At 37.0% G+C, this 26,075-nt stretch carries 29 protein-coding genes and 1 pseudogene; 12 read left to right on the top strand and 18 right to left on the bottom strand.

The features are described from left to right. Positions 1 to 112 precede the first annotated feature (112 nt). Together AMDU4_RS06100 and purD are read left to right on the top strand one after the other, a co-directional pair. Positions 113 to 592 (top strand): SMC-Scp complex subunit ScpB, encoded by a 480-nt coding sequence (locus AMDU4_RS06100; protein WP_021787106.1) that lies wholly within the window; start codon positions 113 to 115, stop codon positions 590 to 592. Next, positions 589 to 1,866: a phosphoribosylamine--glycine ligase gene (gene purD / locus AMDU4_RS06105; protein ID WP_021787107.1), complete on the top strand. Its 1,278-nt coding sequence runs from the start codon at positions 589 to 591 to the stop codon at positions 1,864 to 1,866. The genes AMDU4_RS06100 and purD overlap by 4 nt, the downstream gene beginning before the upstream one ends. Here the strand turns inward: purD and AMDU4_RS06110 are convergent. The 4 genes from AMDU4_RS06110 to asnS form a co-directional block, all read right to left on the bottom strand. Then, positions 1,856 to 2,755, bottom strand: a complete 900-nt coding sequence (locus tag AMDU4_RS06110) for an EF-Tu/IF-2/RF-3 family GTPase (RefSeq protein WP_021787108.1) — start codon at positions 2,753 to 2,755, stop codon at positions 1,856 to 1,858. The two genes, purD and AMDU4_RS06110, sit on opposite strands and share 11 nt — an antisense overlap. Before the next feature lie 62 nt (positions 2,756 to 2,817). Then, positions 2,818 to 3,699, bottom strand: coding sequence for a ferrochelatase (locus AMDU4_RS06115; RefSeq protein WP_021787109.1), 882 nt, complete (start codon positions 3,697 to 3,699; stop codon positions 2,818 to 2,820). 296 nt (positions 3,700 to 3,995) lie between these two features. Beyond that, positions 3,996 to 5,003: a uroporphyrinogen decarboxylase gene (hemE, locus tag AMDU4_RS06120; RefSeq protein ID WP_021787110.1), complete on the bottom strand. Its 1,008-nt coding sequence runs from the start codon at positions 5,001 to 5,003 to the stop codon at positions 3,996 to 3,998. Further along, complete coding sequence (gene asnS / locus AMDU4_RS06125; RefSeq protein WP_021787111.1) at positions 5,000 to 6,289, bottom strand: asparagine--tRNA ligase; 1,290 nt, start codon at positions 6,287 to 6,289, stop codon at positions 5,000 to 5,002. Before asnS ends, hemE begins: the two co-directional genes overlap by 4 nt. Positions 6,290 to 6,393: 104 nt before the next feature. On the opposite strand from asnS, the gene AMDU4_RS06130 reads away from it, so the two are divergent. Genes AMDU4_RS06130 through AMDU4_RS06150 form a run of 5 tightly spaced genes read left to right on the top strand, consistent with a single transcriptional unit; the run spans position 6,394 to position 8,116 of the window. After that, positions 6,394 to 6,969, top strand: a complete 576-nt coding sequence (locus AMDU4_RS06130; RefSeq protein ID WP_021787112.1) for a DNA-directed RNA polymerase — start codon at positions 6,394 to 6,396, stop codon at positions 6,967 to 6,969. 9 nt (positions 6,970 to 6,978) lie between these two features. After that, positions 6,979 to 7,170: a transcription elongation factor subunit Spt4 gene (gene spt4, locus AMDU4_RS06135; protein WP_021787113.1), complete on the top strand. Its 192-nt coding sequence runs from the start codon at positions 6,979 to 6,981 to the stop codon at positions 7,168 to 7,170. Continuing rightward, positions 7,148 to 7,654 (top strand): GTP-dependent dephospho-CoA kinase family protein, encoded by a 507-nt coding sequence (locus AMDU4_RS06140; protein WP_021787114.1) that lies wholly within the window; start codon positions 7,148 to 7,150, stop codon positions 7,652 to 7,654. The genes spt4 and AMDU4_RS06140 overlap by 23 nt, the downstream gene beginning before the upstream one ends. Continuing rightward, entirely contained in the window at positions 7,644 to 7,961 is a 318-nt protein-coding gene (locus AMDU4_RS06145; RefSeq protein WP_021787115.1) for a 30S ribosomal protein S24e, read from the top strand. The genes AMDU4_RS06140 and AMDU4_RS06145 overlap by 11 nt, the downstream gene beginning before the upstream one ends. Further along, positions 7,961 to 8,116 carry a 30S ribosomal protein S27ae gene (locus AMDU4_RS06150; protein ID WP_021787116.1) on the top strand — a complete coding sequence of 52 codons (156 nt, stop codon included), beginning with the start codon at positions 7,961 to 7,963 and terminating at the stop codon, positions 8,114 to 8,116. The genes AMDU4_RS06145 and AMDU4_RS06150 overlap by 1 nt, the downstream gene beginning before the upstream one ends. A gap of 6 nt (positions 8,117 to 8,122) precedes the next feature. Here AMDU4_RS06150 and AMDU4_RS06155 read toward each other — a convergent pair whose 3' ends face one another. The 7 genes from AMDU4_RS06155 to gcvPA form a co-directional block, all read right to left on the bottom strand. Continuing rightward, complete coding sequence (locus AMDU4_RS06155) at positions 8,123 to 8,422, bottom strand: DUF2175 family protein (RefSeq protein WP_021787117.1); 300 nt, start codon at positions 8,420 to 8,422, stop codon at positions 8,123 to 8,125. A gap of 202 nt (positions 8,423 to 8,624) precedes the next feature. Next, positions 8,625 to 8,957, bottom strand: coding sequence for an NfeD family protein (locus AMDU4_RS06160; RefSeq protein ID WP_290704370.1), 333 nt, complete (start codon positions 8,955 to 8,957; stop codon positions 8,625 to 8,627). Positions 8,958 to 9,048: 91 nt separating this feature from the next. Next, positions 9,049 to 9,657: a hypothetical protein gene (locus tag AMDU4_RS06165; protein ID WP_021787119.1), complete on the bottom strand. Its 609-nt coding sequence runs from the start codon at positions 9,655 to 9,657 to the stop codon at positions 9,049 to 9,051. Positions 9,658 to 9,700: 43 nt separating this feature from the next. Further along, entirely contained in the window at positions 9,701 to 10,588 is an 888-nt protein-coding gene (locus AMDU4_RS06170) for a hypothetical protein (RefSeq protein ID WP_021787120.1), read from the bottom strand. 8 nt (positions 10,589 to 10,596) lie between these two features. Continuing rightward, positions 10,597 to 11,646: a hypothetical protein gene (locus tag AMDU4_RS06175; protein ID WP_021787121.1), complete on the bottom strand. Its 1,050-nt coding sequence runs from the start codon at positions 11,644 to 11,646 to the stop codon at positions 10,597 to 10,599. A gap of 315 nt (positions 11,647 to 11,961) precedes the next feature. Continuing rightward, a complete protein-coding gene (gcvPB, locus tag AMDU4_RS06180; protein WP_021787122.1) occupies positions 11,962 to 13,395 on the bottom strand; it encodes an aminomethyl-transferring glycine dehydrogenase subunit GcvPB in 1,434 nt (477 codons plus the stop codon). A 1-nt stretch (position 13,396) separates the two neighbouring features. Then, positions 13,397 to 14,686 carry an aminomethyl-transferring glycine dehydrogenase subunit GcvPA gene (gcvPA, locus tag AMDU4_RS06185; protein WP_290704372.1) on the bottom strand — a complete coding sequence of 430 codons (1,290 nt, stop codon included), beginning with the start codon at positions 14,684 to 14,686 and terminating at the stop codon, positions 13,397 to 13,399. 360 nt (positions 14,687 to 15,046) lie between these two features. Here gcvPA and ppcA point away from each other — a divergent pair, with 360 nt between their 5' ends. From ppcA to AMDU4_RS06205, 4 genes are all read left to right on the top strand, one after another. Beyond that, on the top strand, positions 15,047 to 16,573 hold the full coding sequence (ppcA, locus tag AMDU4_RS06190) for a phosphoenolpyruvate carboxylase (RefSeq protein ID WP_290704374.1): 1,527 nt from the start codon (positions 15,047 to 15,049) through the stop codon (positions 16,571 to 16,573). 93 nt (positions 16,574 to 16,666) lie between these two features. After that, entirely contained in the window at positions 16,667 to 17,092 is a 426-nt protein-coding gene (locus AMDU4_RS06195) for an NUDIX hydrolase (RefSeq protein WP_021787125.1), read from the top strand. A gap of 368 nt (positions 17,093 to 17,460) precedes the next feature. Next, positions 17,461 to 18,126 carry a hypothetical protein gene (locus AMDU4_RS06200; RefSeq protein ID WP_021787127.1) on the top strand — a complete coding sequence of 222 codons (666 nt, stop codon included), beginning with the start codon at positions 17,461 to 17,463 and terminating at the stop codon, positions 18,124 to 18,126. Positions 18,127 to 19,164: 1,038 nt separating this feature from the next. Continuing rightward, positions 19,165 to 19,710 (top strand): hypothetical protein, encoded by a 546-nt coding sequence (locus tag AMDU4_RS06205; protein ID WP_021787129.1) that lies wholly within the window; start codon positions 19,165 to 19,167, stop codon positions 19,708 to 19,710. 20 nt (positions 19,711 to 19,730) lie between these two features. On the opposite strand, the gene AMDU4_RS06210 is transcribed toward AMDU4_RS06205, so the two are convergent. Continuing rightward, positions 19,731 to 20,204 carry a hypothetical protein gene (locus tag AMDU4_RS06210; RefSeq protein ID WP_021787130.1) on the bottom strand — a complete coding sequence of 158 codons (474 nt, stop codon included), beginning with the start codon at positions 20,202 to 20,204 and terminating at the stop codon, positions 19,731 to 19,733. 59 nt (positions 20,205 to 20,263) lie between these two features. Continuing rightward, on the bottom strand, positions 20,264 to 20,551 hold the full coding sequence (locus AMDU4_RS06215) for a YunC family protein (protein ID WP_021787131.1): 288 nt from the start codon (positions 20,549 to 20,551) through the stop codon (positions 20,264 to 20,266). 67 nt (positions 20,552 to 20,618) lie between these two features. On the opposite strand from AMDU4_RS06215, the gene rnz reads away from it, so the two are divergent. Continuing rightward, positions 20,619 to 21,551 carry a ribonuclease Z gene (gene rnz, locus AMDU4_RS06220; RefSeq protein WP_290704376.1) on the top strand — a complete coding sequence of 311 codons (933 nt, stop codon included), beginning with the start codon at positions 20,619 to 20,621 and terminating at the stop codon, positions 21,549 to 21,551. A gap of 5 nt (positions 21,552 to 21,556) precedes the next feature. Here rnz and AMDU4_RS06225 read toward each other — a convergent pair whose 3' ends face one another. The 5 genes and pseudogenes from AMDU4_RS06225 to AMDU4_RS06245 form a co-directional block, all read right to left on the bottom strand. Then, the gene (locus AMDU4_RS06225; RefSeq protein ID WP_290704378.1) at positions 21,557 to 22,765 is read right to left on the bottom strand and encodes a 2,3-bisphosphoglycerate-independent phosphoglycerate mutase; all 1,209 of its coding nucleotides are present in this window, start codon (positions 22,763 to 22,765) and stop codon (positions 21,557 to 21,559) included. A 22-nt stretch (positions 22,766 to 22,787) separates the two neighbouring features. Continuing rightward, positions 22,788 to 23,348, bottom strand: coding sequence for a 2'-5' RNA ligase family protein (locus AMDU4_RS06230; protein WP_290704380.1), 561 nt, complete (start codon positions 23,346 to 23,348; stop codon positions 22,788 to 22,790). After that, positions 23,329 to 24,152: pseudogene (locus tag AMDU4_RS06235) on the bottom strand (fumarylacetoacetate hydrolase family protein). The gene AMDU4_RS06230 and the pseudogene AMDU4_RS06235 overlap by 20 nt, the downstream one beginning before the upstream one ends. Positions 24,153 to 24,181: 29 nt before the next feature. Continuing rightward, positions 24,182 to 25,408: an adenosylhomocysteinase gene (locus tag AMDU4_RS06240; protein WP_021787137.1), complete on the bottom strand. Its 1,227-nt coding sequence runs from the start codon at positions 25,406 to 25,408 to the stop codon at positions 24,182 to 24,184. A gap of 5 nt (positions 25,409 to 25,413) precedes the next feature. Next, the gene (locus AMDU4_RS06245) at positions 25,414 to 25,986 is read right to left on the bottom strand and encodes a dihydrofolate reductase family protein (protein WP_021787138.1); all 573 of its coding nucleotides are present in this window, start codon (positions 25,984 to 25,986) and stop codon (positions 25,414 to 25,416) included. Positions 25,987 to 26,075 lie beyond the last annotated feature (89 nt).

The following is a 26,075-nucleotide window of genomic DNA, read 5'->3' on the forward strand; positions in this document are numbered from 1 at the left end:
AAACTACTGCGGCAATATACTCAATTCATAATCCTCTGAAACCTAATGTGTGTACTTGTCATATTCCTTAACATACAATAAATTTAAATTACACTTTTGATATAACATTATAATGAATGATATTTCCAGAAAAATAGAAGCAATACTGTATTCCTCTAAAGAACCATTAAAAGCATCAGAAATAGCAGAATACCTGAATATAACTAATGGAGAGGTCATAAAAGCTGTAAATGAAATATCCAGAAATTATGAAAATATCAATAGTTCATTAAAGATAGGCCAGTTTGGAAACCAGTACAAGATTAAACTCAGAGAAGAATTGGTGCCTGTTGTTGAGCCATTTATAGAAAAGGAGTTTACCGAAAAACAACTTGCAATGCTTTCCTATATTTATAAGATGTCAGGAGAAGCCATATCAGGAAATCTTCGAGATAATTTTGGATACAATTATAAGGAAGATCTCGACAAATTAAAAAAAAGTGGCATGGTTTCAGCAAGAAAATACAGAAATACTCACAAATATAAGGTCACTATTGAATTCAACCGTAAATTTAATATCAACAAAAGGACATTACGTGCAGAGGAACAATGAACGTCTTGCTAGTAGGCAGCGGTGGAAGAGAAGATGCAATTGCAAGAAAGGTAAGGGAAACTGACAACCTTTATTCAGTTGTAACCAATGAAAATCCTTCTATAATAGGATTATCCCGTGATGTGATAAAATATAAAAAAAATTCTCAAGAAATTATAGATTTTGCCAAAAAGAATAAAATAGACATAGCTTTTGTAAGCCCTGATGATATACTTAATACAGATCTGGTGGACAAACTTTCGGAAAACCATATTCCAGTTGCTTCTCCGGGAAAAAAGGCTGCCATGATTGAAACTTCAAAGGAGTATATGCGTAATCTGATGAGAAAGTACAGGATCAAGGGAGATATTGAAAATACAATACTATCTGACAAAGAAACACTAAAAAAATTTTTTGACAACAATGATTCTGAATACGCTGTAAAACCAATAGGGCTAACAGGGGGAAAAGGTGTCCGGGTAATGGGCCTTCAGTTAAGCAATGTAGCTGAAGCCATTAATTATGCTTCAGAGATTATAGACAGGGATGGAAAGGTGCTCATGGAGAAGAGGGAAATAGGGGAAGAGTTCTCAATTCAGGCGTTTACTGACAGCAAAACTGTGGTGTTCATGCCTGTTGTGCAGGATTACAAAAGGTTATATGAAGATGATCTCGGCCCAAACACAGGGGGTATGGGATCAATATCGGACAAAAATTTCATATTGCCATTTCTGTCTATAGATGTTGTGAATGAAGCGAGGGAAATACTTAAACACATAGTGAAATCAATGAGGGAGGAAGGCAATCCCTTCAGGGGTGTGATCTACGGTCAGTTCATGAACACGGATCATGGTGTTAGGGTAATTGAAATAAATGCCAGATTTGCCGACCCTGAGGGAATTAATGTCCTGACATTGTTAAAGTCAAATATTGTGGATATTTTCCTGGATATATATAGTGGAACACTGAAAAACAATATAAAATTCATGAATAAGGCTACCGTGCTTAAATATATTGTACCCCCCGGCTATGGTATAAAACCCAGGGAAACAGAGCTTTTGATAAAGGATCGGATTGAAACGGACAATTTCAAAATTTATTATTCCTCTGTATCTGGAACATTGAACAAAGTTATCACAACAAAATCAAGAGCTCTGGCTCTTATAGGCATAGGCGACACCATTTATGAGGCTTCAGACATAGTTGAGGATAATCTAAAATACATAAATGGAGATTACTACATAAGGCATGATATAGGCACAGAGGCTATGATGAAGGGAAAAATTAAAGATTGACCGTTCCAAAAACTCTTGGAACAATATTATTATTTGCAAGTACTACAGTCTTCTTTATTATGGGAATTTTTCTGTCAAGCAGTATATGGTCATTTTCAAATTTTCCCCTCTGGAATCTCATAATATCTGATACAAAAACCTCAAAATTGTCACCAAGATCCAGTTTCAAGCTTTTTTGTGGTATTACTTTCCCATTTATGGTTTCTGCGTATTCAAAGGGTTTATCAGACAGAAACATTCCTCTTTCCATGTCTGAGGGCTCTATATTCTTTAGTGCAAGACCAACCCTTGATCCGGCGGCGGCCGTATCTACATCCTCATCATTCATCTGTATTGATCTGACCTCTACTTCCCTGTCCAGATCTGAAAGTATTAATTTCTGGTGCTTAGAAATAGTGCCTGAAAGCACGAACCCAAGGGCAACAGTACCTACCCCCTTGACCTTGAAGAAGTGGTCAATAACTGTCATGCTATTGTTCTCATCCCTTTTTATCTTCATTGCTTTAATTTCGTCTATAAGCTCCATGGGTTTTCCGTTAAAGAACTTGTAATCTTTCAATGATGTGTTTTCTATGATTTTTTTTATAACAGGTTTCTGTTCGTCACCGGTTATTATAAAGCCCCTCGTCTTGCCCATAAGGTCAAGTGCTACTATTACTTCACCGAGATCCTTATTTATTGTGCTTACCTTTACTATTGCAATGTCCGATGGGTATATTGAATCGGTAAGAGATGATACCTTTTCGGGATACTTTACAGGTTCAATAAAAGTCATTATGATGTCTTCGTCTTTTCTATGATAAAGGAGTATATCGCTATTTGTACCTACCTTCGCAATTTCTTTTACATAGTCAGAAGCGTTATAGCAAAAAATGCTGTATGATTCCATAGTCAGTTATGCTTTAAAGCTTAAAAAGATTTAAGGTGTCAAGAATAGCTATAAACATACTATTACAGTTTTTTATTATCTCTAAGGTTGTCCATTATCGCATTTTTAAGAAGTATGGCCATACCATCGGAATCAGAAGGTGTTCTTGCACGTGCATATTTTATACCCTGCGATTCCAGGAACTCTTTATATTTCACATCAAGATCATAAAGTATCTCGAGATGCTCGTAAAGAAATCCGATGGGCGACACCAGTATATTTGTGACTTTATTTCTCCTGAACTGGTCTACCAGCGAATAAATGGAGGGTTCTGTCCATTTCCCATAGGGACCCTGGCTATAAAATGCAGTGTAATATTTTTGAATACCAAGCATGTCTGAAATCCTTTTGCTGTTTCTCCTTAGGGAAATTTTGTATTCGTTTTCATCATCTATTAATGGAAGGCTGTGGGCTGTAAACAGGAAATTGTCAAAATCATAAACGTATTTACTGATTTCATAAACCCACATGGATGCCAGGATGCTATAATCCAGCCCATTTATAAATTTAAGTTTGATATTCTTTCCCTTTAATCCCTTTTCAAGTGGGATTTCATATGATTTTTTAATATTGTTCGATTTAAATGCAAAAAGTGGCAATGCTATTATTTCCTCGTAATCCGGGTCAAGTGAGGATACTACCTCTTCTATGCCTGGATGCCAGTGCTTATATGCATCTATTATTTCAAAATCCCCATATTTACCGAGTAATTTACTTAGTTTGTTCATAAGGTTTTTGATTATCTGGTTTGAGGGAGATTTACCATTGACCATCTTATATTTCTTTATATTTTCATTTAATATTTTCTCTGGCACAGGCTTGCCCTCAAAAATGCCAGACAGGTATTCAGGGACATCCTCAGTTTTTTCAGGACTGCCATAACTTAAAAGTATAACCTTCTTCATGCTGGGTTTATTTTTCACCTAAATTTATTATTTTCCTTAATTTGTAATATTTTCCATAATTAATCTTAATAGAACCATGTATATTGACCTATATATTCATATTTAAATTGAGATACTGGATTAAATTAAAGAATTATACAACAGGAAAATAAATAATGAAATTAGATACACATACGAAACTGGAATAATTAACCCGTTTTTAAATAGGATAAATATTATTGAAATTAATGAAGATTTATAGAAATAATTATTGACATATTATCTATAGTTATACAATGCAACGTGTGATTATAATATTAAATAAATGAATGTACTAAATCAGTTATATTTTTCAATATTTCAGGATTTGTATCTGGCAATACGCCGTGGCCCAGATTAAATATATAGTTATCCATTCCTCTGGCACCAGAAAGAATACTGTGTGCCTCTTCCATGGCATAATCACCGCTGTACTGGACAAGATAAGGATCTAAGTTACCCTGAAGCCCTATGCCCTGATTTAATATTTTTCTGGCATCGCCCAATTTTGTACGCCAGTCCACGCTCAGAATATCTGGCTTAATATCATTAAACTGGTCTAGCATGCCGGTAGTACCTGTTGAGAAATATATGAGTGGTACCCTGCTCTTTATGTCCTCTACCAGTTCTATAACATCATTTTTAAGATGTTTTTCGAATGTGTAAGGGGATAATGCCCCGAGCCAAGAATCAAATATCTGTATGGCATCCACACCTGCATTTATCTGAATTTTAACATAATCTATTATCATATTCTTGATCATTTTTTTCATAGTGGCAAAGTAATTATCATTCAACATTACCTGTTTTGTGTATAAAAGGTTATTATCGGACATCCCGGAAATTACATAGGACATAACTGTTATTATTCCTCCAGAAAATCCTATTATCGGTGTGCCAGGGTGATTCTGCCTGAATAGGCGTATTGAATCATATGTCCTGTATTTCAACTCAGCTGGATCAAATTCATGTATTCCCTTCATATTCCTGTTATATCTGTAACCATTTTCTATTTTAGGACCGAGACTGTTAAAATCTATTTTATACCCCATTGCCTCCAGTGGAAGTATTATATCTGCAAATATGATTGCAGCATCAACTCCAAGCAACTTTACAGGTGCATATGTTATCTTTTCTGTGATTTCCGGATTCATGCACATTTCCCGTATATTATATAATTTCCTCAATTCCTGGTATTCACTCATGTACCTTCCTGCCTGGCGCATGAACCATACGGGTATGTGGTCATGTGGTTCTCCTTTCAATGCGGAAATAAAATTATTCATGGCTTTACACGCCTTATAGTCCTGGGATAGGGGATGGTCTCTCTGATATTGGATAGCCCGCATATCCACATCACAAGCCTGTCTAAACCGAGTCCAAAACCACTATGGGGAATGCTTCCGTATTTTCTCAGGTCTACATACCAGTAGTAATCTTCGGGGTTCAGGTTATTGTCCCTTATCCTTCTCAGCAGCTCCTGCAGGTCATATATTCTTTCACCTCCGCCCACAACTTCACCATAACCCTCTGGTGCGAGCAAATCATGGCACAGTATTTCTCCAGGATGATCAGGGTCCGGTCTGTGGTAAAAGGTTTTAAGGGATTCTGGATAGCCCGTCACAAATATAGGGTTGTCAAAGTGTACCATTAGGCCGTATTCCTCATCTGCCCCCAGGTCATCACCATATTTCAGATTCATGCCAAACTCCCTTGACTTTTCAATCAGGTCACGGTATTTTATCCTTTCAAATGGGATTTTTATATTTTTGAGCCTGTTAATATCCCTGTTTATAGTCTTAAGATCTTCTTCGTTGTTTTTCAAGACTGCGTCGATTATGAACTTTATCATTTTTTCCTCATCGGCCATCATATCATCATTGTTATACCATGCCACTTCTACCTCTGCATGCCAGTATTCTGTTAGATGCCGCCTAGTCCTTGATTTTTCAGCACGGAAGCTTGGGGCTATTGTGAATACCTTTTCAAGGCTGTATATCAATGTTTCAAGGTAAAACTGTGTGCTCTGTGTCAGGTTGACTTTTTCTCCAAAATAATCCACATTAAACAGGGATGATCCGCCTTCAGTAGCCGTTGAGACGAACATAGGTGCCTGAACCTGAAAATAATTATTGTTATAAAAGAAATCAGAAAAAGCCTTGAAAATAGTTGATCGTATTTTCAATACGGCCGTAAATTCCCTGCTGCGCAGCCATAAATGCCTGTTATCCAGCAAAAATTCCTCTCCAAGATCCTTTGCAATGGGAAAATTTTCATTCCTTTCATATATCCTGTAGGATTCTATTGACATTTCATAACCTGTCACTGCACGGGACTCCCGGTATAACCTGCCTGACAGTTCGAGACTGCTTTCTACTGTGAGGGAGGAGAGTTCCTTCATCTCCTCTTCTCCCAGATTGTCAGAAGATGCAACGCACTGTATTATGCCAGAGGAATCTCTCATCACTATAAACGTTATTTTTCCGGAGCTTCTAATCCGATATACCCAGCCCCTGATACTGACAATTTTTTCTGAAAAATCATCCGATAATATTTCCTTTATTTTTTCCATTGAAAAGTGAATATTGAATATGCATATATTTTTTAGGTTTTAACAATACATAAATATTTATAACATTATTAAATTCTTTAACAATATTTTAAAGGAGAATAAATATGTACATATTGCTTGAGGATGAATACGTGATTAGGATTCCGCCTGAACTGCTGAATGATAATTATTCAGATGCTGTTGCGGAAGCATCAAAATCAATTTTAGAGGGAAAGCTGGTTGACATTCAGGAAGGCCAAAAAAATATTGGCAAATCCTATATAGTTTCTGTAAACAGTATAGAAATGAAGGGGGAGGGAACTATAGTACATGGGGATGGAGGAGTATACCAGTCTATAAAATACAGCGCCCTTGCATATTTTCCGAAGATGCAGGAAGTTGTTGATGGAATAGTTGTCGCGGTGCAGAAGTTCGGTGCCTTCATTAAATTTGGTCCATTTGAGGGGCTACTGCATATCAGCCAGATTATGGATGATTCAATAAATATAGATATGGAGAATCAGAGAATAGTCGGCAAAGATACAAAAATGGAGCTGAAGGTAGGAGATAAAATACGTGTCAGGATTGTGGCATTAAACTTATCTTCTTCTTCCCTGTCAGATACCAAAATAGGGTTTACCGCCAAACAACCCGGCCTCGGTAAAGAGGAATGGGCAAAAAAGGAAAACGTAAATAACTGAGGTAAAAATATGAAAAAAGCATATAAAGCCTGCAAAATTTGCAAAAGGCTGACAACTGAGGACGTATGCCCTGTACATGGAGAAGAACGCACAAAAGAAGACTGGTTTGGGTTTTTGATAGTAAACGATGCAAATTCCCAGATAGCCAAAAAAGCGGGAATAACAGAAAACGGTATATATGCCATTAAAGTTAGATCATGATATTATAATAGATTCCAGGGGAAGAGAATACATAAAAAATTTCAAGTATTCCCTGTGTACTGTGGATGACATAAAAAGACTCTCCTTAGAAAATAAAATAATTTCCGTAGGTGATGTCACAACAGAGAATCTAAAGAATGCAGGAGTAAATATAGAACTCCAGATAGTAGACCTTGTGACGAAACGGGATAAGAAAAAATTTATGCATATACAGGGTTCAGCCATAGTTTCAAATCCACCTGGGATAATATCAGTAGAACTTATTGATAAGATCAGAGAATTTATTAACAGTGGCATCCAGGGCAGGATAGAGGTCAATGGTGAGGAGGATCTTGCAGTTATACCAATAATCTTTTATGCAGATAAGAATACAGTAATAGTTTATGGCGTACCTGACATTGGTATGGCGTACATAAAAATCAATGATGACATAAAAGAAGAAATAAACAATATGATAATGGAGATGTATAAGAATGAGCAATGAAAAGTTAATCAAGAACTTCAGAGTGGATTCCGAGAGGGATAATAAACTGCTATTCAGGAAGGAAATAAAATATACGGTGGACTTTAAGTCCGGAAAAACTGTTAGCAGGAACGAAATAAAAAAACTGCTTATGGATTATTATAAAGCAAAAGAAGATGTTATAGTTGTTGACCGGAACATTCAGGAAACTGGAAAAGACTCCTTAAAGGGATATGTGAAAATCTATGACACTAAAGAGCATGCAATGTTGTATGAACCGGATTATGAGCTAATCAGAAACGGATTAAAAGAAAAGGAGAGTAAATAATGGAAAAAAGAGAATTATATGCTGTTGAAGGAGAAAAGTTAGTTAGAAAGCACAGGACGTGCCCCCGATGTGGTGCAGGCATATTCCTGGCAGAACATGCTGACCGTTACACATGTGGGAAATGTGGATATACTGAATTTAAGAAGAAAAAATAATTTTTTTTATAAATTATAAATTAACCCGGTAGTCTCTCCAGCCTGTTTTTCTATTGCTGTTATTCTGCGCTTTATAAGTTCTGATGATTCCTTATTATCCGTTTTTAACTCCAATAAACTTACCAGATACGTTAACTCATAATCAAGAACCATGGCGAGATTTCTCAAGTATTCCTGTTTGTCTTCATGAACCTTTTTCCTCTGTGCAGCCAGAAAACAGTCCATATGCACAGGCCCTTCCTTTGTAAAGGTAAATTTCTCTCCTGTTTTTATTATTCTGTTACAAATATAACATCCGTATTCCATGTACCGTAATAATTTAAAAGATGTTAAATTTATCGGAGGCTATTTTGTCAATTATATACAGATAGATGAATAACCCAGTGTTTTGAGCATTAAATTATAATAAAAATAACTATTTCTATAACTGTATATAACCTTATAGGGAGGCTGCCAAAATTGCAACTAAAATAATATTATTATTTCAGATAATGCAGACTTCTTAAAATCATTTCTTGATTTTTTTTACCATGAGTTTTAGGCCAATCCTTCCAGTTACAACAACTTTGTCATATTTTTCTATGGGTTCTTCCCCATTGTTGATTGCTTCCCATGATACACTATCAATAGTGATAAATCCACTGGCATTCTTATCAATATTATTCGTGGCTATGCCGATTGCATTTATCACTGCTTCTGGTCCTGTGTGCCTTCTACCCCTCTGGGAAGAAATTATCTTATAAAGATAGTAAACCGTTACTGTAATAATTAGGATAAGAACGATTAAAACCAGAACTACTGCAAGTATAAGGCTCCCTGGCAGCGCAGCTGCATAATCCATTAGAATACCATAAATCCACATAAATTAATATATATTACCTGCTAAAAAGTATTTCTATTAAATTCATTTTTATACACCTGATTCTTTCACCTTATTCATACATATTCTTTGGTGGTAAATTGGCATCCAGAACTTCGGCTATGAGCTTGTCTGCATCTCTGTCGTTTAACCCCAGTGAGGAAATTAGATAGCTCTTGATTTCGTCCCTTGTTTTTCCAGCCTTTGCCATTTCCCTTATCATCATAGTTGTCCTTTCTATAATGCTGGAGTTGAACTCGTCCTCCAGATTAAGTGCCCTTACCATAAGATAAAATGCAGCAAGTATTCTATTCAGTCCTGCGTTGAGAACATCCCTTGTCAGTGCTGATATGTCAAAATCCTCCCTTGCTATAACCTCCTCATTAATACCGTCAAGCATGAATTTAACCAGCTCAATTTTTTCGTTTAAAATCAGAAGTGTTCTGTATATTGTAAGGCGAGGCTGATTTTCTATTGTGGCAGTTTCAATGCCGGTTCTGACTATAAGATTAAGGTTCTTCTTTTCGCCACCCACATAAAGAAATATATCAAAGGGTATCTTATCATTTTGAAGTGCTATGTAATCTCCTGCTTTTTTAATGTTCCATTTTAAGTCTATTAATGAACCTGCCTTGTCTGATCCTGAACTTAACCATTTTAATATATCGTCAAGAGTTGCCATAAATAATACATATAAACAAAGTATTTTAATTGTTTTATTGAAATTATAAGGCTTTGTATCTTTTTAGCGAGACCTCATAAATTTCACCGCTGGACCCCAGAGAATTCAGTATTTCATCTACCCTTTCACGTGGTATGCCTGCATTGGTACATGAAATAACAATGTCATCATATTTGCATCCCGGGCCACTGTCATTGCTTTTGATATAATCAAGCACAAATGTTTCAACATTGAATGTCTGGGGAGCACTGGAATTTTCAGTATTTTCAGTATTTTCAGAGTTTTCTACATTATCAATGGCACCTGGTGAAATGCTTTCAGCCATAACAGGCGAATCAAAATTGATTGCTGATACTGCATTCGTATAGGATGTAAAATCGTAATCTGCATAGTTTTCTCTTGCTCTTATTGCATCCTCTGCTTCCTCATGCGAGTAGCCAATCTTAACCAGTGTTTCTGCAGTAGCTGCATCGTCTTTCATGGCTTCGGTGATGGCAAGCAATTTTCTTTTTGTTACATAGGAAGTCCGTATACCCCAGAAATAGTGCTCCGTTTCGGATATGGATTTTATAAGTTCGGGATTTATGGAAAAATAAAATATTCCATCATCTGTTTTAAATGAACTTACCTTTCCCATCACAATTACTGTATCATTCACATTGTACCTGTCCATCTCATCAGCCATTTCACTGTTGAATCCTGTCTTGAATGCTGTGAGGTAAAATGAACCTATATAATCGGCGATTGTCATTTTCACCATGCGGTCATCAGAACTTTTGTATGTAATAACCCCAGTGATGAGTATACGTTTAAGCCTGGTACCCAGCGGTGTTATAACATATGGCCTTTTCTCCTCACCTTCAAGCTTATTTGAATCCTTTAATTCTCTTGAAAATATCCAGTATGAGTTTTCTCTTTTAGTATATTCCATTTTTTCACCTATTGATTTAATTCTATATCCTTCCGGATGTCTTCCTTTTCTACGTTCTCTATGGAATTGACTCTCAGGGAAAGATCTCCATCGTTTTTAATGAAATCTGCATTGACCTTGACCGCATGCCCGTATAGTTTGTCCTCCAGCATTTTGTATATCTCACCGGCATAACGTGGCAATTCCTCCTCTTTTACACCGATAAATGGCATAATAGCCTTTTTCCCCGCTATGCACTGTATATACTTTGTGCCATCGTCCAATGTAAAATATGAAAATATATCCAGTTTTGTAGGTTTGTCAGGATGATCCGGGCACACTCCGGTACTTAAGGGCTTATTACATTCACTGCAGCGCTTGATAATGCCGCTTTTTGTTCCAAGGGTAATTATAAATCCTATAATGGTAATGCCGCCTGCGGGATTGTCTACCTCAAACAGTTTATAATACCTTTCAAAGTCCATGTCCTCATTTTCAATGAATACTTCTGTTTTATCCCCTATGGAAATTTCAAGCTGTCTGTTGAATTCTGATACCTTGGCTCCAACAAGCCTGTATATCTTTCCATTTTCCAGCGGTTTTCCGAAAGATGATATTCTGACTTTTGACGTGTCGTCCTCGATAAAACCGTTATATATGGTAAGAGTTTTTCCGGCCTTATTATACTCCTTTCCTGACATATTGCTGATTTTGCCGGTTACAGCCACAAATGGAGACTTTGTTGATAAATCCATAAGCTTGACTTCTTTATATGTATTTTTTACATCCATCTCTTCACCGGGTTTTAGCAGCAGTTCAGTCTTTGAATCAAAATAAAGCCTTATCCGGTCATTATACAACTTTGTTTTTGCATATTTTACCTGCACAACATCACCTGCCTTTATGGGAGCCGGGAATTCCCATGCAGTATATGGCAATACTCCTGTATCATCTCCAACCAGTCCGTAATAATATACTGTATCACCCTTGGATGTACTTATTTCCCTTTTATCAACAGATAATATCTTAACCTTGATTTCAATATTATTCAAATTTCCCTGTATTTCATTAATTTTCATCTTACACCCTCCAATGAGATTCCATTCGGAAGCATGGCGAGGAATTGTGTAGTGAACCTCAATCCCCCACCGTATTTTACCAGTTTAACCGTTTTTATGTTTATATTCATCTTCTTTTCTCCTCCTTCTGCAATGATTGATTTTCCATGTGAAACATCCGCAGGCGTGTATGTATCTCTCCGTTCTTATCTCTGCCTTTCTTTCGTGCTTTTCACCATGTCTTTAAAGTCCCATAATCAACTCTTGCGCTGTTCCTCACGGAACTACCCCCCCTCAGTGAAGGGTAGTTGATTATTTCATATCTCTTATGTTTATTTAATCATTTTCCATTGTATCCGGCCATTTTAGTATGAGATTTCTTGCAGCGCCTATTTCATCTATTCTATTTACAGATGTATTTACAGGTGCGTTCTTTAGCTGATCTTCAGGTACAGAAAGGGCTTTTTCCATGACATCTATATAATAATCCATATCTTTCTTTGTCACTGATTCTGTGGGCTCAATCATCATTGCTTCCTTCACGATCAGGGGAAAATATGTAGTCGGTGAATGTATTCCATAATCCAGTATGAATTTTGATATGTCCAGTGCACGCCTCCCAGTGTTACCAGTTGAAAGGACGAATTCATGCTTTTTCAGTGGCTTATAGGGCATCTCATAAAATTTTGAGAGTTTTCTGGCCATGTAATTGGAATTCATTACCGCTCTCTTCGCATTGGCACTGAGATTGTTTCCGTTCTTCAATGCATATGAAAACGCCCTCAATATGACGCCGAATGAACCACTGTATGAAGATATCTTTCCTATGGTGTTTTTTAGTCCATAGAAGAGTGAATAACTGCCATTGTCATTTACAACAATAGGAACAGGCAGGAAGTCCCTGAGGTATGATTTTACGGCCACAGGCCCTGCACCTGGGCCTCCTCCTCCATGCGGAGTTGCAAATGTCTTATGGAGGTTGAAATGCACTATATCAAACCCCATTATTCCAGGAGTTGTTATTCCAAGTATGGCATTAAAATTAGCGCCGTCATAGTACAGCAACGAACCGTTGTCATGTATGATGCTGGCAATTTCTGATATCTGGTCATCAAAGATTCCCAGTGTGTTCGGATTCGTTATCATGAATGCTGCTGTGTTTGGAGTTACTGCAGCTTTCAGTGCATCCAGGTCAACGAGCCCGTCTCCGTTAGATGGAACCTCCACAACCTTGAATCCTGCCATAGCTGCTGAAGCGGGGTTTGTACCATGTGCAGAATCAGGAATTATGATTTCATTCCTTTTGTCTAGTTCACCACGTGTTTCAAAATATTTTCTTACTATAAGAATTCCGGTAAATTCTCCATGAGCACCCGCCGATGGCTGTAGTGTTGCATAATCCATCCCGGAAATTTTTACGAGGAACTGCTGGAGCTTATACATTATCTCCAGAGTCCCCTGTATCCTTGATTCATCTTCCAGGGGATGGATATTCTGGAATTCAGGGATTGATGCTACATAATCTGCATACTTCGGATTGAATTTCATTGTGCATGAACCCAGCGGATACATTCCAAGGTCAACAGAATAGTTCATTTCAGATAGCCGTGTGAAATGCCTCGACACATCAACACTCCTAACATCAGGAAGTTTTAGGAACTTCCTTTTTATCTGTTCCGGATAGGTATCTTCCACATCATCCATATAGAAATCATTGCCAGTATTAAACTGGTTCAAAAAATCTTCATCATAATGAGCCTGCCTGTACATTTCAATCACCCAGTATTTTTGCCAGCTGGACTATGCTTTCATCGCTTGTCTTCTCAGTAACGGAAAAAAATGATGATTTTTCATATCCATTATATTCTGATAAGTCAGATAGTTTTATTCCACCCGATATATTATTCTTTGACAGTATTTCGGGCCTGTCAAAATAAAACAGATTATCTGAGAAATTTATTCCATTAAAGACTGGATTAACACCTGCAGAAACCAGTGCTTTTTTGAGCTTGCTGCTTTTGTTCATTGTTATTAATGCAATTTTTTTGAGGCCAGTTGAACCCATTATGGACAGATAGGCAAGAGAAGCTACAGCCAGAAGTGCCTGATTGGAACATATATTACTCATTGCCTTTGAACGCCTTATGTGCTGTTCCCGTGCCTGGAGAGTCATCACAAAGGCATTTCTTCCCTGAGAATCTTTTGAAAGCCCTATAAGCCTGCCGGGCGACCTGTGCACATATTCTTTCCTGAATGAAAACAGTCCAAGAAGAGGCCCTCCATAGTTCATATGAATTCCCAGCTGCTGCCCCTCTGCCACGGCAATGTCGGTACCATATTCACCAGGAGGCATAATCAGTCCAAGTGACATGGGGTCATAATATGTAATCAGAATTGAATCCTTTTTTAACTCACTGACATGAAATGCATTTTCATCTATTAACCCAAACAGATTTGGATTTGCGACTATTATGGCTGATGTTTTGTCCGTAACCTTGGTTTTCAGGTCCTCCATATTGATCATGCCATCCGGCCCAAAGTTATACCTGATAAATTTTAAGTCAAGTCCTGCCGTATAATTTTGTATTATGCTGAGCTGAGATTTGTATATGTTTTCTGGAATTAAAACCTCATTTTTCCCATTAATCCTGTAGGCCATCCTGACTGCCTCAGCCAGTGATGTGAAACCGTCGTACATGGAGGAATTGGTTACATCCATTTCAGTCAGGTCTGATATGATGCTTTGGTATTCAAAAAGTGAATGAAGAATACCCTGTGATATTTCTGGTTGATATGGGGTATATGATGTCAGAAATTCATTTCTGCCTATTATTTCATCCACCAGCGGGGGGATAAATCTGTCATATATGCCATTGCCCAGAAAATTCATATTTCCCTGTATATTCTTTTTCCCTATTGTTTCTATTGCCTTAATAAGGGAAAATTCATCCACAGGACTTCCGAGATCAAGGGAAACTTTTAATTTTGCCGGGATATCATCAAATAGCTCATCAACGTTTTTGATATTAAGATAATTTAATATTTCATCGGTTTCAGTCATTTGGGCTACCATTAATAAACAATATTTAAACATTCTAGTATTCGAAGAAATATTATTTTAAATTGGCATGAAGACCTACTCCGCATGATATCAGGTGGAAACTGTAGAAAGATTCGACACTCGCCATTAAGTATAATTCTATATTAATGAGAAGAGTGTGTATCTATACCCCAACACTTTAGAATGAAGTAGGTGACATCCTCCCCAAGCTAAAACGCATGGGGCTTCCCGCTTATATGTTAAAAATAACAACCTTACATCATGACATTGAGGTTTTAAAATCTATCCATTAGCTCATAAATGAGACAAATGTCATTTTTTGTTGCAATTTATATTTGTACTGTGTTTCAATATGCTATTATGATTCCAAAAACTATGTCAACGCAGCATCCCGATAATGCAATGATGCCCACCTGGAGTACGGGCAAAAGCATAATAACAAACGAGGATGAAATAGAAGAGGCTTACATAGCATACAAAAAATTGGGAATAAAGGAAGTTATGTGGGATGCAGAAGGAAAAGATGTGGATACCCACGTTATACGGAAATTATTCGGAAAAGACCGCAAATTTTTTGAAAACAACAGGCTTGGCCAGGATATTTTCCTGACATACAGGATTCCAAACCCGCTAATAGAGGGAGCTGAAAGAAAAGTTCTGAATGAGACACTAAATAGCATACCATTAAACTATGATGTTGCCAATAGAATATTCAATAATGGCATAGCCCCTATATTCGAGGTGATACTTCCATTTACCACCGATTATAGAAGCATGCTCAACGTGGTAAAATTTTATGAGAAGGGAATAGTTGATTCACAGGACATAAATCTCTATGAGGATGTGTACTCAAAGGATATAACAGGAGAGGTACGGCCTAGAAAGATTAACCTGATTCCTCTTATAGAAGATAAGGACTCCATATTCAATATTGAATCTATAATAACAAAGTATCACAATGCAGTTAAGCCTGAGTATATGAGAATCTTTATTGCAAGATCAGACCCCGCAATGAATTATGGGATGATCCCGGCAACACTCCTGGCAAAGTATGCCGTTTCAAAAATGGATAAAATAAGCAACGATATAGGAATGGAAATATATCCAATCATAGGTGCAGGTTCATCCCCCTTCAGGGGAAACCTTGGACCTCAGAATATAAAGCGTGCCATAGATGAATATGATTCATACTACACTTTCTCCGTGCAATCCGCATTCAGATATGATTATAATGATGTGGATGTTAAAAATTCAATTTCGTTGATTAATGACCATATACCCAGAAAACCTGTGCCTATAGATTTGGAAACTGAGAAAGCAATGAAAAGCCTAGTAGATAACTATGCGGTGAGGTTTCAAAAAATTATCGAGGGGCTGGCACAGCCAATTAATGATATGACACTTTATCTTCCAAAGAGGAGGCAGAGGAAATTGCATGTTGGGCTCTTCGGATACTCAAGGAGTACAGGAAATGCAAAACTCCCAAGAGCAATAGCATTTGTTGGTGCACTTTATTCAATGGGAATACCTCCGGAAATACTTGGAATTGCTTCGTTATCTGGAATGTCTGAAAATAATTATGCATTATTAAAGGGCTTATACCGGTATATGGAATATGATATCCAGTCCAGTGCCAGGTATTTCACTTATGAATCGCTTGATTATCTCAGGGACATATGGAAAGTGGATAACAAAATAATAGGCATGATAAGGGAGGATATGAGATACATAGAGGAAAATATAGGTGTGCCTACCGATAACCCCTATAATATACAAAAACACGGTTTATACACAACTTTATTGCTTATGGCATTCAAAAATGGAAAATTCGATGAGGTACGGGACTATATATATGAGATGGGTGTGCTCAGGAAATTCGTAGGCTAAATGATTTGTTGGAATAAATGTGTGTATAATAAATCCTAATTTTTAACTCAATTAAATTATGAATTTATTTATATTCTGAGTTAATGACAACATATGAAAATCTATCCTAAAATTGCCATTGGGGGCTTGATAATCCACGGTAATGAAATACTTCTTGTAAAAAGGAGGGATGAACCGGACAGAAATAAATGGGCCATTCCAGGTGGCAAGCTGGAATTGAATGAAACACTTGAAGATGGGTTAAAAAGGGAAATGTTAGAAGAAACTGGCCTCACTATAGAAGTTGATAAACTCATTGGTATCTCTGAAATTATAACACATAATTTCCATTACGTAATTATGGATTATAGATGCATACCAGTGACAGGAATTGAAAACGCAGGGTCTGATGCAGTGGATCTTAAATATTTTGATATGAACTCCTTAGGCAGTGAGGTAAATGAAAGCACTATAGAATTTGTCAACAAAATGTTGAAATCAGAGAATATGATACATATAGTAATTTCACATTCCCCATAATGTTCAGATCTTCCTCCTTCACATGTGGTTTCCTTTATGAGGTACACACTACCCGTGGTTCCTTCAACTTATAGGAATTAGAAATATACTTTAATTTATTGCTAAACTATTTATTACTTTTATTATCGACATATATATATATTGAAACGTTTATATCATAATGAGTAAAAAGAAGATAATAATAGGTGTGTTAATGGCAGCAATATTTGTAATGATGGCTTTTGTTCCTGTGACTGATAACTTTTCATCTGAATGCTTTTGATAAATCTACTGTTGCAGCTTCCCATTCCACTCCTCTAATCAAGTATCCGACTAGACATGTTCCTGGATCCTTAACATTAGATAAATATCATGGAAATGTAAATGTTATGGAAAGAAAGATGAATATAAATATGGTATTTTCAGTCAACCGCTCCTCGGCTAAACAGGTTATAATCGAGAAAGGGCATTTTGGAACAGTAACAGTGTTTTCATCAGGAAGTAAAATATACTTGAATATGAGTATAATACGCCAGAACAATGCACATGTTCCAGGTGATTGTGTAGGTACATATTATAAATACCCACAAAACCATGAGGCAGTGCTAGTTGTAATGAAGATACCAGTAATAGAAACATCAGACTTCACTAAAGCTAGAATAGTTGCATTCTTTGGAGAGGTAGTTTCTACAGGAATTGGGGATGCAGTAGGTGACGCTTCAGCCGCCGCTGCCGCAGGTGCAAGTGCTGCGTTTGGGGCAGTAGCTGCTGCTCTGGCGGTTGATTTTGTTGCATTGTATCTATATGCACTGGCTAATCACGACCCAACATTTTATTTCGACACAGGCGCAAGCTGGGGCACAGCATGGTATAACTTCTATCAGGTGGGAGTATATGGAGAAGAGGGAGCATTTACAGGAACAGCACAGTCTCACAGCAGCGGCATATATGTTCCACTTGCAATAGCAGGAGGAAATGGTGCATCGTATAACTCTATCCTTGCCATGTTTCCGCACTCCAGTGTTTGGAATCCGTTTGATGAACCACCCTGGTGATTAATATTGCCAGGTACCTTATTATTTACTATTTTAGTAATTATTTCACTAACTTTCTATATTTTATTTTTTAGTTCTTTGATATTCACATGTTATGAACTTAAAATTTTGCTGCGCATGACAAAAAAAAATGCGCTGGTTCGTGATAATATTGTAGTGTTCAAAAATTTTAAATCTATTATTTATTTTACCTTATTAATATTTGTAATTTATCTGGGAAATACTTTTTCGGCTATACTAATATTCAATTATTCAATAGTTTTTTATATTATTTTCTTTTTTACAACACTCCCACAAATAAGTGCATGGTTTCACTTTATCAACTCATTGTCAATACATATACATAAATTTAACATTACGGAATTAAGGTCTCGTAAACCTAAAATTGATCGTATTTCGATCATAGTTTTGATTGCTTATTCCATAATATATTTATATGTTGTAGTGCATGTTATATTTTAAAGAGCTGTTAGTGATTTAATTGACATTTATTAGTGATTTTTCATTCATTTTTCCTATTCTGCTGATTGTTCTATTAATTGTTGATTTAGCCTTTTAATTTCATGAAATGAATGCTTTGCCACGGTTGCTAAAAGAAGAAGCGACAATTAATGATAACCTAGTCACATTAAAGAAATTCAAGCCATTTATTCGTTACATTTTGGTTGATGTTCTAACTTTTATGTGAAGTTCTTATTTGGCTTTATTAATTTTTCCTTATATATTTTTTATAGTTTATTTCCTTTCCACATCAGCTGATCAGATAGTGATATGGATCACACTTAGTTATATCATATTGATATATACGCATAAATTTAGTCCTGCAGAGCTGTTAGTTTATAGAAAGAAAATTAGATCTGGTGGAAATATTATTTTTATAACTTATATAATATTACATATTTTCTTATCAGTGCGTGCAATATTTCAGTGACATCCTCCCCAAGCTAACGCATGGGACTTCCCGCTTATATGTTAAATTATCGACTCGATTAGGTTGATTTTAACTTAATTTTAAATGTAACGAAGGTATATATCCCTATGATAATTGTCTCTACTCTAAGGAAAATGCATGAAAATACTATAGGATACCAATATGAGGATTTTATCAGGTATGTCCATAAATTAAATGTTGATAACTTAATAGTAACATACACCTCCAGAGAGGATTTTGAAAAGGATAAGGATCAGCATAAAGAAATAACAATGTTACAGGAATCGTTCAATGTTTATTTCCCAGAAATCAACTATGAAAAATACATGAAACTGTCCAGGGGCAAATTATTTGAAATTCATAATGCTGAGGAAATTACAAAGAAAAACATTATGGATATAATAGAAACGGTTGTAAATTCTTATTTAAAAGGTTACTGGAAAGATCCTGAAACGGTTAATTCTGAAGTTACTGACAGCATTTTCAGAGTAAACAATAAATTCATACAGGCTGTAAATCCAGATTATATTGAAAAGTACTGGTTGCCTTTACACACTGACATTTATAATTATATTGAGGAACACAAAAATATGTATGATGCTGTAATTTCCGATGTGGAGAGTACTTTTTTTTACAAGGATCAGAAAAATTAAAATAAACTTCTTTCAAAAAATTATTGTATTATTTTATCAATAAAATTTCCCTTTAACAGAATCTTTGCCTTGCTAAGATTTTTAGGTATTGTAACGGTTTTGACCAATATAATGGCATTGACATATTTGTCAAAGGTTTCATTGTCTATATCCTTAAAGGTGAGGTTTTCTATATTTTTAAATATGATTTTCCTTCCAATTTCTTTAAGGTCATCACCAGTGATTTCAAGTTCCTTAATATTCTCTATGAATTGGGAAGAACCTTCCTTCATACCTCTTACAAACCCCTCTGAGATATGCTTTGCATTTTCTACTGTTCCCATAAAGGATCTGTAGGCATCGTCTGTGACCTGCCCTATTGTTTTTCCCGTCTCATTTGATAACTTCTGTACCTTTCTATATAGATCTGCACTAACCCCTTTAATGGATATAGTTTTCCTCACTACATCCTCATTTTCACTTGTTGTTTCATTTTCTTTATTTTCTTCTGCCATAATTATATATAGTAATCCGGTATATAAGTTTACCGGTTTACCGGTTTACCATTATATCTTTATAATTTATCTACAATATCTATTATATTGTCACCGGTATTTATGCCAAGTTTCTTTGCATTATCTGTACAGGCATTGACCTTAGTATTCAAAACATCGTTGATGTCGTTCACACCTGACACTCTGACTGCCACATCTCCAAGAGAATTGGCCGCCTCTATGTTGAGATACCCGCACATTATATATCCATTTTCGCCCTTTAAAATTATCAATGGTGCCTTTTTTCCTATCTTTTCGTTGATGTACTGATATTTCCTGCCCTTTATTTCTATCTCCTGATTTATCATAATATTATATGCCTTTGATATATAACTAATTTATCAAAAATAATATATTATCTAGTAATACATGATTATGGCTTCAAATATCAGAATCACCTTTCTGGGAACAGGAGGATCAATGCCAAAACCAGGAAGGAGTTTGCCTGCAGTTGCCGTTCAGGTTGATGATATACTGAACCTTTTCGACTGCGGAGAGGGTACACAAAAACAGTTTATGAAGAGCAAAATATCGTTTATGTCCCTTTCAAATATATTCATATCACATTTTCATGCCGATCATTTTCTCGGGTTGCCGGGGCTTCTGAATTCCCTGTCCTTTCTGGGGCGTACAGAGGAACTAAACATATTCGGGCCTGTAGGGGCTGTAAACTTTATCCGCAATGCAATACACCTTGGCTATCAGAGAATAAACTATGTAATAAATGTCTACGAAGTTGTGCCGGGAACTTCCTATGATTTTGGAAAATTCACCGTAAGGACAATGGCAAACAACCATACGGTTCCATCTATTTCATATTCCCTTGAGGAGAAAGATCTCATAAAAATAGACAAAGCAAAAGTGGATCAAATAGGATTTCCCGTTTACAGGCTTGAAGAACTTAGAAAAAATGGGGTAGTGAAAATTAAGGGAAAGGAATACAGATTGGATGATATGGCACTGGGTATAAAAAAGGGCAGAAAAATAGTATATACAGGTGATACGAGGCCAGTTGCTGAAATGCCAGAATTTGCCAGAAATGCCGATGTTCTAATACATGATACTACCATGGATTCCTCGATGGAGCCAATGGTGAATGAATACGGGCACACATCAGCAAGGCAGGCAGCCGAAATTGCCTCAGCAGGGAATGTGAAAAAATTATTCCTCTTTCATTACAGTTCCAGGTACAATGACCTTGACACACTTCTCATGGATGCAAGGGAAGTTTTTATGGAATCTTATCCGAGCCATGAATTACAGCAGTACGATGTGGAAAAAAATGGCAATCTCCTGAGTCTAGCGTAGAAATATCATGCACCATATTTTTCTGATCTGTCCGAATAGGACATTATTAAGGGCATGATGTCATTGCTTGTTATCTTATAATAGCCTGTTGAAACGCTCAGCTCGTCAAAGGTTTTTACATTATCGTTTATAATGCCATCAGTGGCGAATAGTATTGGCACCGGATCTCCAGTATGGTCTCCAAATGAGCATGGTGTGCTATGATCTCCGGTGACCACAATAAGCGTATCTGGTAATAATTTAAGCAACGGTAAAATCACTGAATCCACCTTCTCTATCACCTCTTTCTTTAATAGTGGTTTTTTATCATGCCCGGCAATGTCTGTGCCTTTTATGTTTATAAGTATGAAATCATATTTTTCAAGTGATCTTATAGCAGCCGAAATTATGTTGCTGTAATTTGTATCTACCCTTCCATTCATTCCCTCAACACTGATAATATCAAAGCCTGCCAGTCCTGCAATTCCCCGGATCAATGGAGTTCCTGAAATACATGCCCCATTCATGCCATATTTTTCATGGAAGGATGGAAGTTTTGGAATTTTTCCGGCTCCCCTTAACATTATTTCATTTGCAGGGAGTTTCCCCTGAGAAACCAATTTTTGGTTTAATGGATGTTTTGCAAGTATTTTTCTGGACCTTTCAAGAAATTTGTTTATTAGGCTGGCTGTAAAATCAGCTTCAGGAGATAGGGCTTTCGCATTTACAGGCTGTGAATTTACAGAATGGGGATCTGTGTCAGAAATCATATCTGAGAGCCCACTGCCTCTTATTACAACTGCGGCCCTATGTTCAACTCCTGATTTAACTATAAATTTAACGCCGTCTATCTCTGTTTCAAGTTCTCTGGAAAGATCTTCAGTGTTCTGTATCCTTCCAGCCCTCCGGTCAATGATTTTTCCATTCATTACTGAGGCATAATTTGCCCTGAAGGCTATGTCCCCTGGCTTTAACGGAATCCCCAATCCCAGGGCCTCAAAGGGGCCACGGCCAGTATAGTATTTATGTGGATCATATCCTAAAATGGAAAGATGTGAAGTATCAGACCCTGCCCTTATCCCAAATGATACGGGGGACATCAGCCCCGTTGTTCCATGTGAAGAAAGGTAATCCAAATTAGGCTTTGTGGCTGCCTGGAGCGCTGTTTTACCATCCAGTTCCACATTGGGGCGGTCTCCAAGTCCATCCATTATTATCAGGATAACATGTTTCATAGTTTGTTATTATAAATTCCTTTTAAGTTTTGCGGAAATCTAGATGTTCGAAATGCCATCGGGAATTTTGTGATGAACGTTTTCCCAGTATTAGGTATTTGCATAAAAATTCACTGGAGATTTTTGAATTTTCTGTCAAATCCAGTATTTCCCTGAGGTTGTCCTCATGCACATTTTTCCGAATGAGTGTTATGTGCGGAATAAATTTTCCCGTGTCACTGCTGTTATCCCCCAGTGCTTTCACAAGGCGTTCGTGGAATTCCTCCATTTCCGGAGAAGCAATTATCCTGTAAAAAACTACATAGGACTTTTTGTTATTCCTGATTTTTTCAAAATATCCAGTACTGCCCAGTTCAAATGTAAAAGGCTTTGTGGATTCACAGACGGTTTTTACCGACGGTACATCAAGGAACTGGGAATTTCTTAAGTATGCCATGGTTATATGTACTCCCTTGTTGCTCAATGATCCTGTATAGCCATATAATGCCTCCAAATGTTTTTTAACTGCTGTGATTTTACGCCTTGTTTTCGGGCAGGGCTTCAGTATAATTGTGTACTGCATTTTATTTGAATGTGCTGGCAAGCCTTCCCAGGCCCTCTATTTGAACTTCCACCTGATCCCCGTTTCCCAGCCATTTTTGCCTTTCAGGTGCCATTCCCATTATCACTCCCGCCGGTGTTCCAGTGGAAATACAGTCACCAGGCCTCAGGGTCATGTATCTTGAAATGTAACTTATTAACCTGTTTATAGAGAATATCATATATGACGTGTTGGAGTCCTGCCTCAGGTCTCCATTGACCATTGTCTGTATTTTTAAATTGTGTGGGTCCTTTATTTCATCTATGGCTATGTATGGCCCATTGGGATAGAATCCGTCAAAGCTTTTTCCCAGATAAAACTGTGAAGTTCTGTACTGAAGCAGCCTTGAGCTTACATCGTTTCCAATGAAATAACCAAGTACGTGCTCAATGCGTCTTTTTCCTCCACGTTTCTTGCTTTACTCCCTATCATGACGCATAGTTCACCCTCGTAATCCACATTCATTCCAGACCCGGTTTCAACAACTGATTCGTTACCGGCAAAGGCATTGTTCGATTTGGAAAAAACCATAGGTGTTTCCGGTACCTTCCCTCCAGTGTGCTCAGATACATGGCTTTTGTAGTTGAGGCCTATACACAGCAGCGTTGATTTTTGGTCGATAATGGAATCATATGAAAATTTATAATTTTTAAACTGGTTTATTTCATCAATTCTAGCAAGGTCTTCCCTTGAAAGATCGGCCACGGAACTGGCATTTATATGGAAATCATCAAGAAGTGCCAGTTTTCCGTCCCTGTATGATGCAAGATGCCTTTTACCATCAATTTTGACAGCCGTTAATTTCATGGGCAATAATAAAAAAATTATATAAAAATCTATGTGCCTTCCTGATAGCTGTTCAAATATTTTATCTGCTCCTCGGTATAACTGTCTATTTTAAAATTCAAGGAATCAAGTGCTATTTTAGCTACCTCCCGGTCTATTTCCTCTGGAACCGGGTAAACTCTGTTTGAAAGGCTTTCATGATTTTTGACTATATACTCGGCGGTAAGAGCCTGAAGGGCAAAGCTTAAATCCATTATTTCTACGGGATGGCCCTGACCAGCAGCAAGATTCAGAAGCCTGCCGTCTGAGATTAAATCAACAGTATTTCCATTCTCCAGTTTATACTCTGTAACCAGGTTTCTTACCGGTGTTTTGCCTATATTCTTTTTCTCAAGGGATGCATAATCTATCTCATTGTTAAAATGCCCCACGTTTCCCATTATTATGCCTTTCTTTGCAACCAGCATGTCATCATAACTTACCACATTTTTCATGCCAGTAGCAGTGAACAGCAGATCACAGTATCTTATTGCGCTGTTCATTTTATCCACACTGAATCCATCCATAACGGCTTCTATTGCTTTTACCGGATCAACCTCAGTGACAGTAACCCTGGCACCCATGCCCTTTAATCTCATGGCAACACCTTTCCCGACATAGCCGTATCCGGCCACCAGGGCATTTTTTCCGGCAATAAGTATATTCGTTGCATTCATAAACCCATCCAGTGCACTCTGCCCTGAACCGTATCGATTATCAAAGAAATGCTTCATCTGTGCGTCGTTGACATCAAACATGGGAAATTTTAAAGCTCCTGCCTGTTCCATTGCCTTCAACCTTACCACGCCGGTAGTTGTTTCTTCATTTCCACCCATAACATGCTTTACCAGCTCTGGCTGTGAGGAAACGAGATTTGTAAGGTCACCCCCATCATCTATTATTAGATCAGGCGCAGTTTCCACAGTTTTTTTTATGTTATCATAATATTCCTTTTCTGTTTCTCCCTTTTTTGCATATACCATATAATTATAATCGTCCTTTAAAGACTGAACAACACTGTCATCTGAGCTCAGTGGGTTGCATGATGCCAGGCGTACCTCTGCACCTCCTTCAGTAAGCAAAAGTGCGAATATTCCCGTTTTTGCCTCAACATGCAGAGCCATCGCTATTTTTATGCCTTTTAATGGCTTTTCCTTCAGAAATCTCTCTCTGATACTGGCAGAAACAGGCATATGGTCCCTTGCCCACTTTAACCTTAAAAATCCGTTGCTATCCATTATTATCAAATGTGTATACTTTTTATGCTTAAAAGAATTCCCTTGCCGAAAATTTCAGCTGTGTATTCTATATTATTAATATCCATATTGGGAAACAGTGGTGTGCCTGAGAGCAATATTCCAGGATTCACATATATATAAAATTCGTCAAAAATTCTGGACTTAAGGAATTGCAGAATAACCTGAGACCCGCCCTCAACCAGAACCCTTTTCATGCCTAAATCATATACTTTTTCCATGATGCCACTTATATCTGTATTATCTATAACAACTGTTTTTACATTTTCAATATACTTCTGCTTCAGTGAGAAAATATACGTACTGGCACTCTGGTCAAATATCCTGTAGCCTGATGAAAGTTTAAATTGCCCGTCAAGAACTATCCTATTTGCTGCCCCATGGATAACCGGATCATCTATCATTACTGTATTTGCACCTACAAGCACCGCATCAACTGAACCTCTAAGAATTTTAACCCTTTCCATATCGGCTATTCCAGATATAGGGTACCGGCCTGCACCAGAGGAGATTTTTCCGTTAAGTGACATGGCAACGTTTATGATTATATAGGGCAACATGAGTCTAAATTACAATCTACTATAACAATTTTGAGATATTACTTATAATATAGTAGTAAAATAATATACTGTGTGTAAATATTCTTATT

This window comes from Ferroplasma sp. Type II (assembly GCF_000496155.1).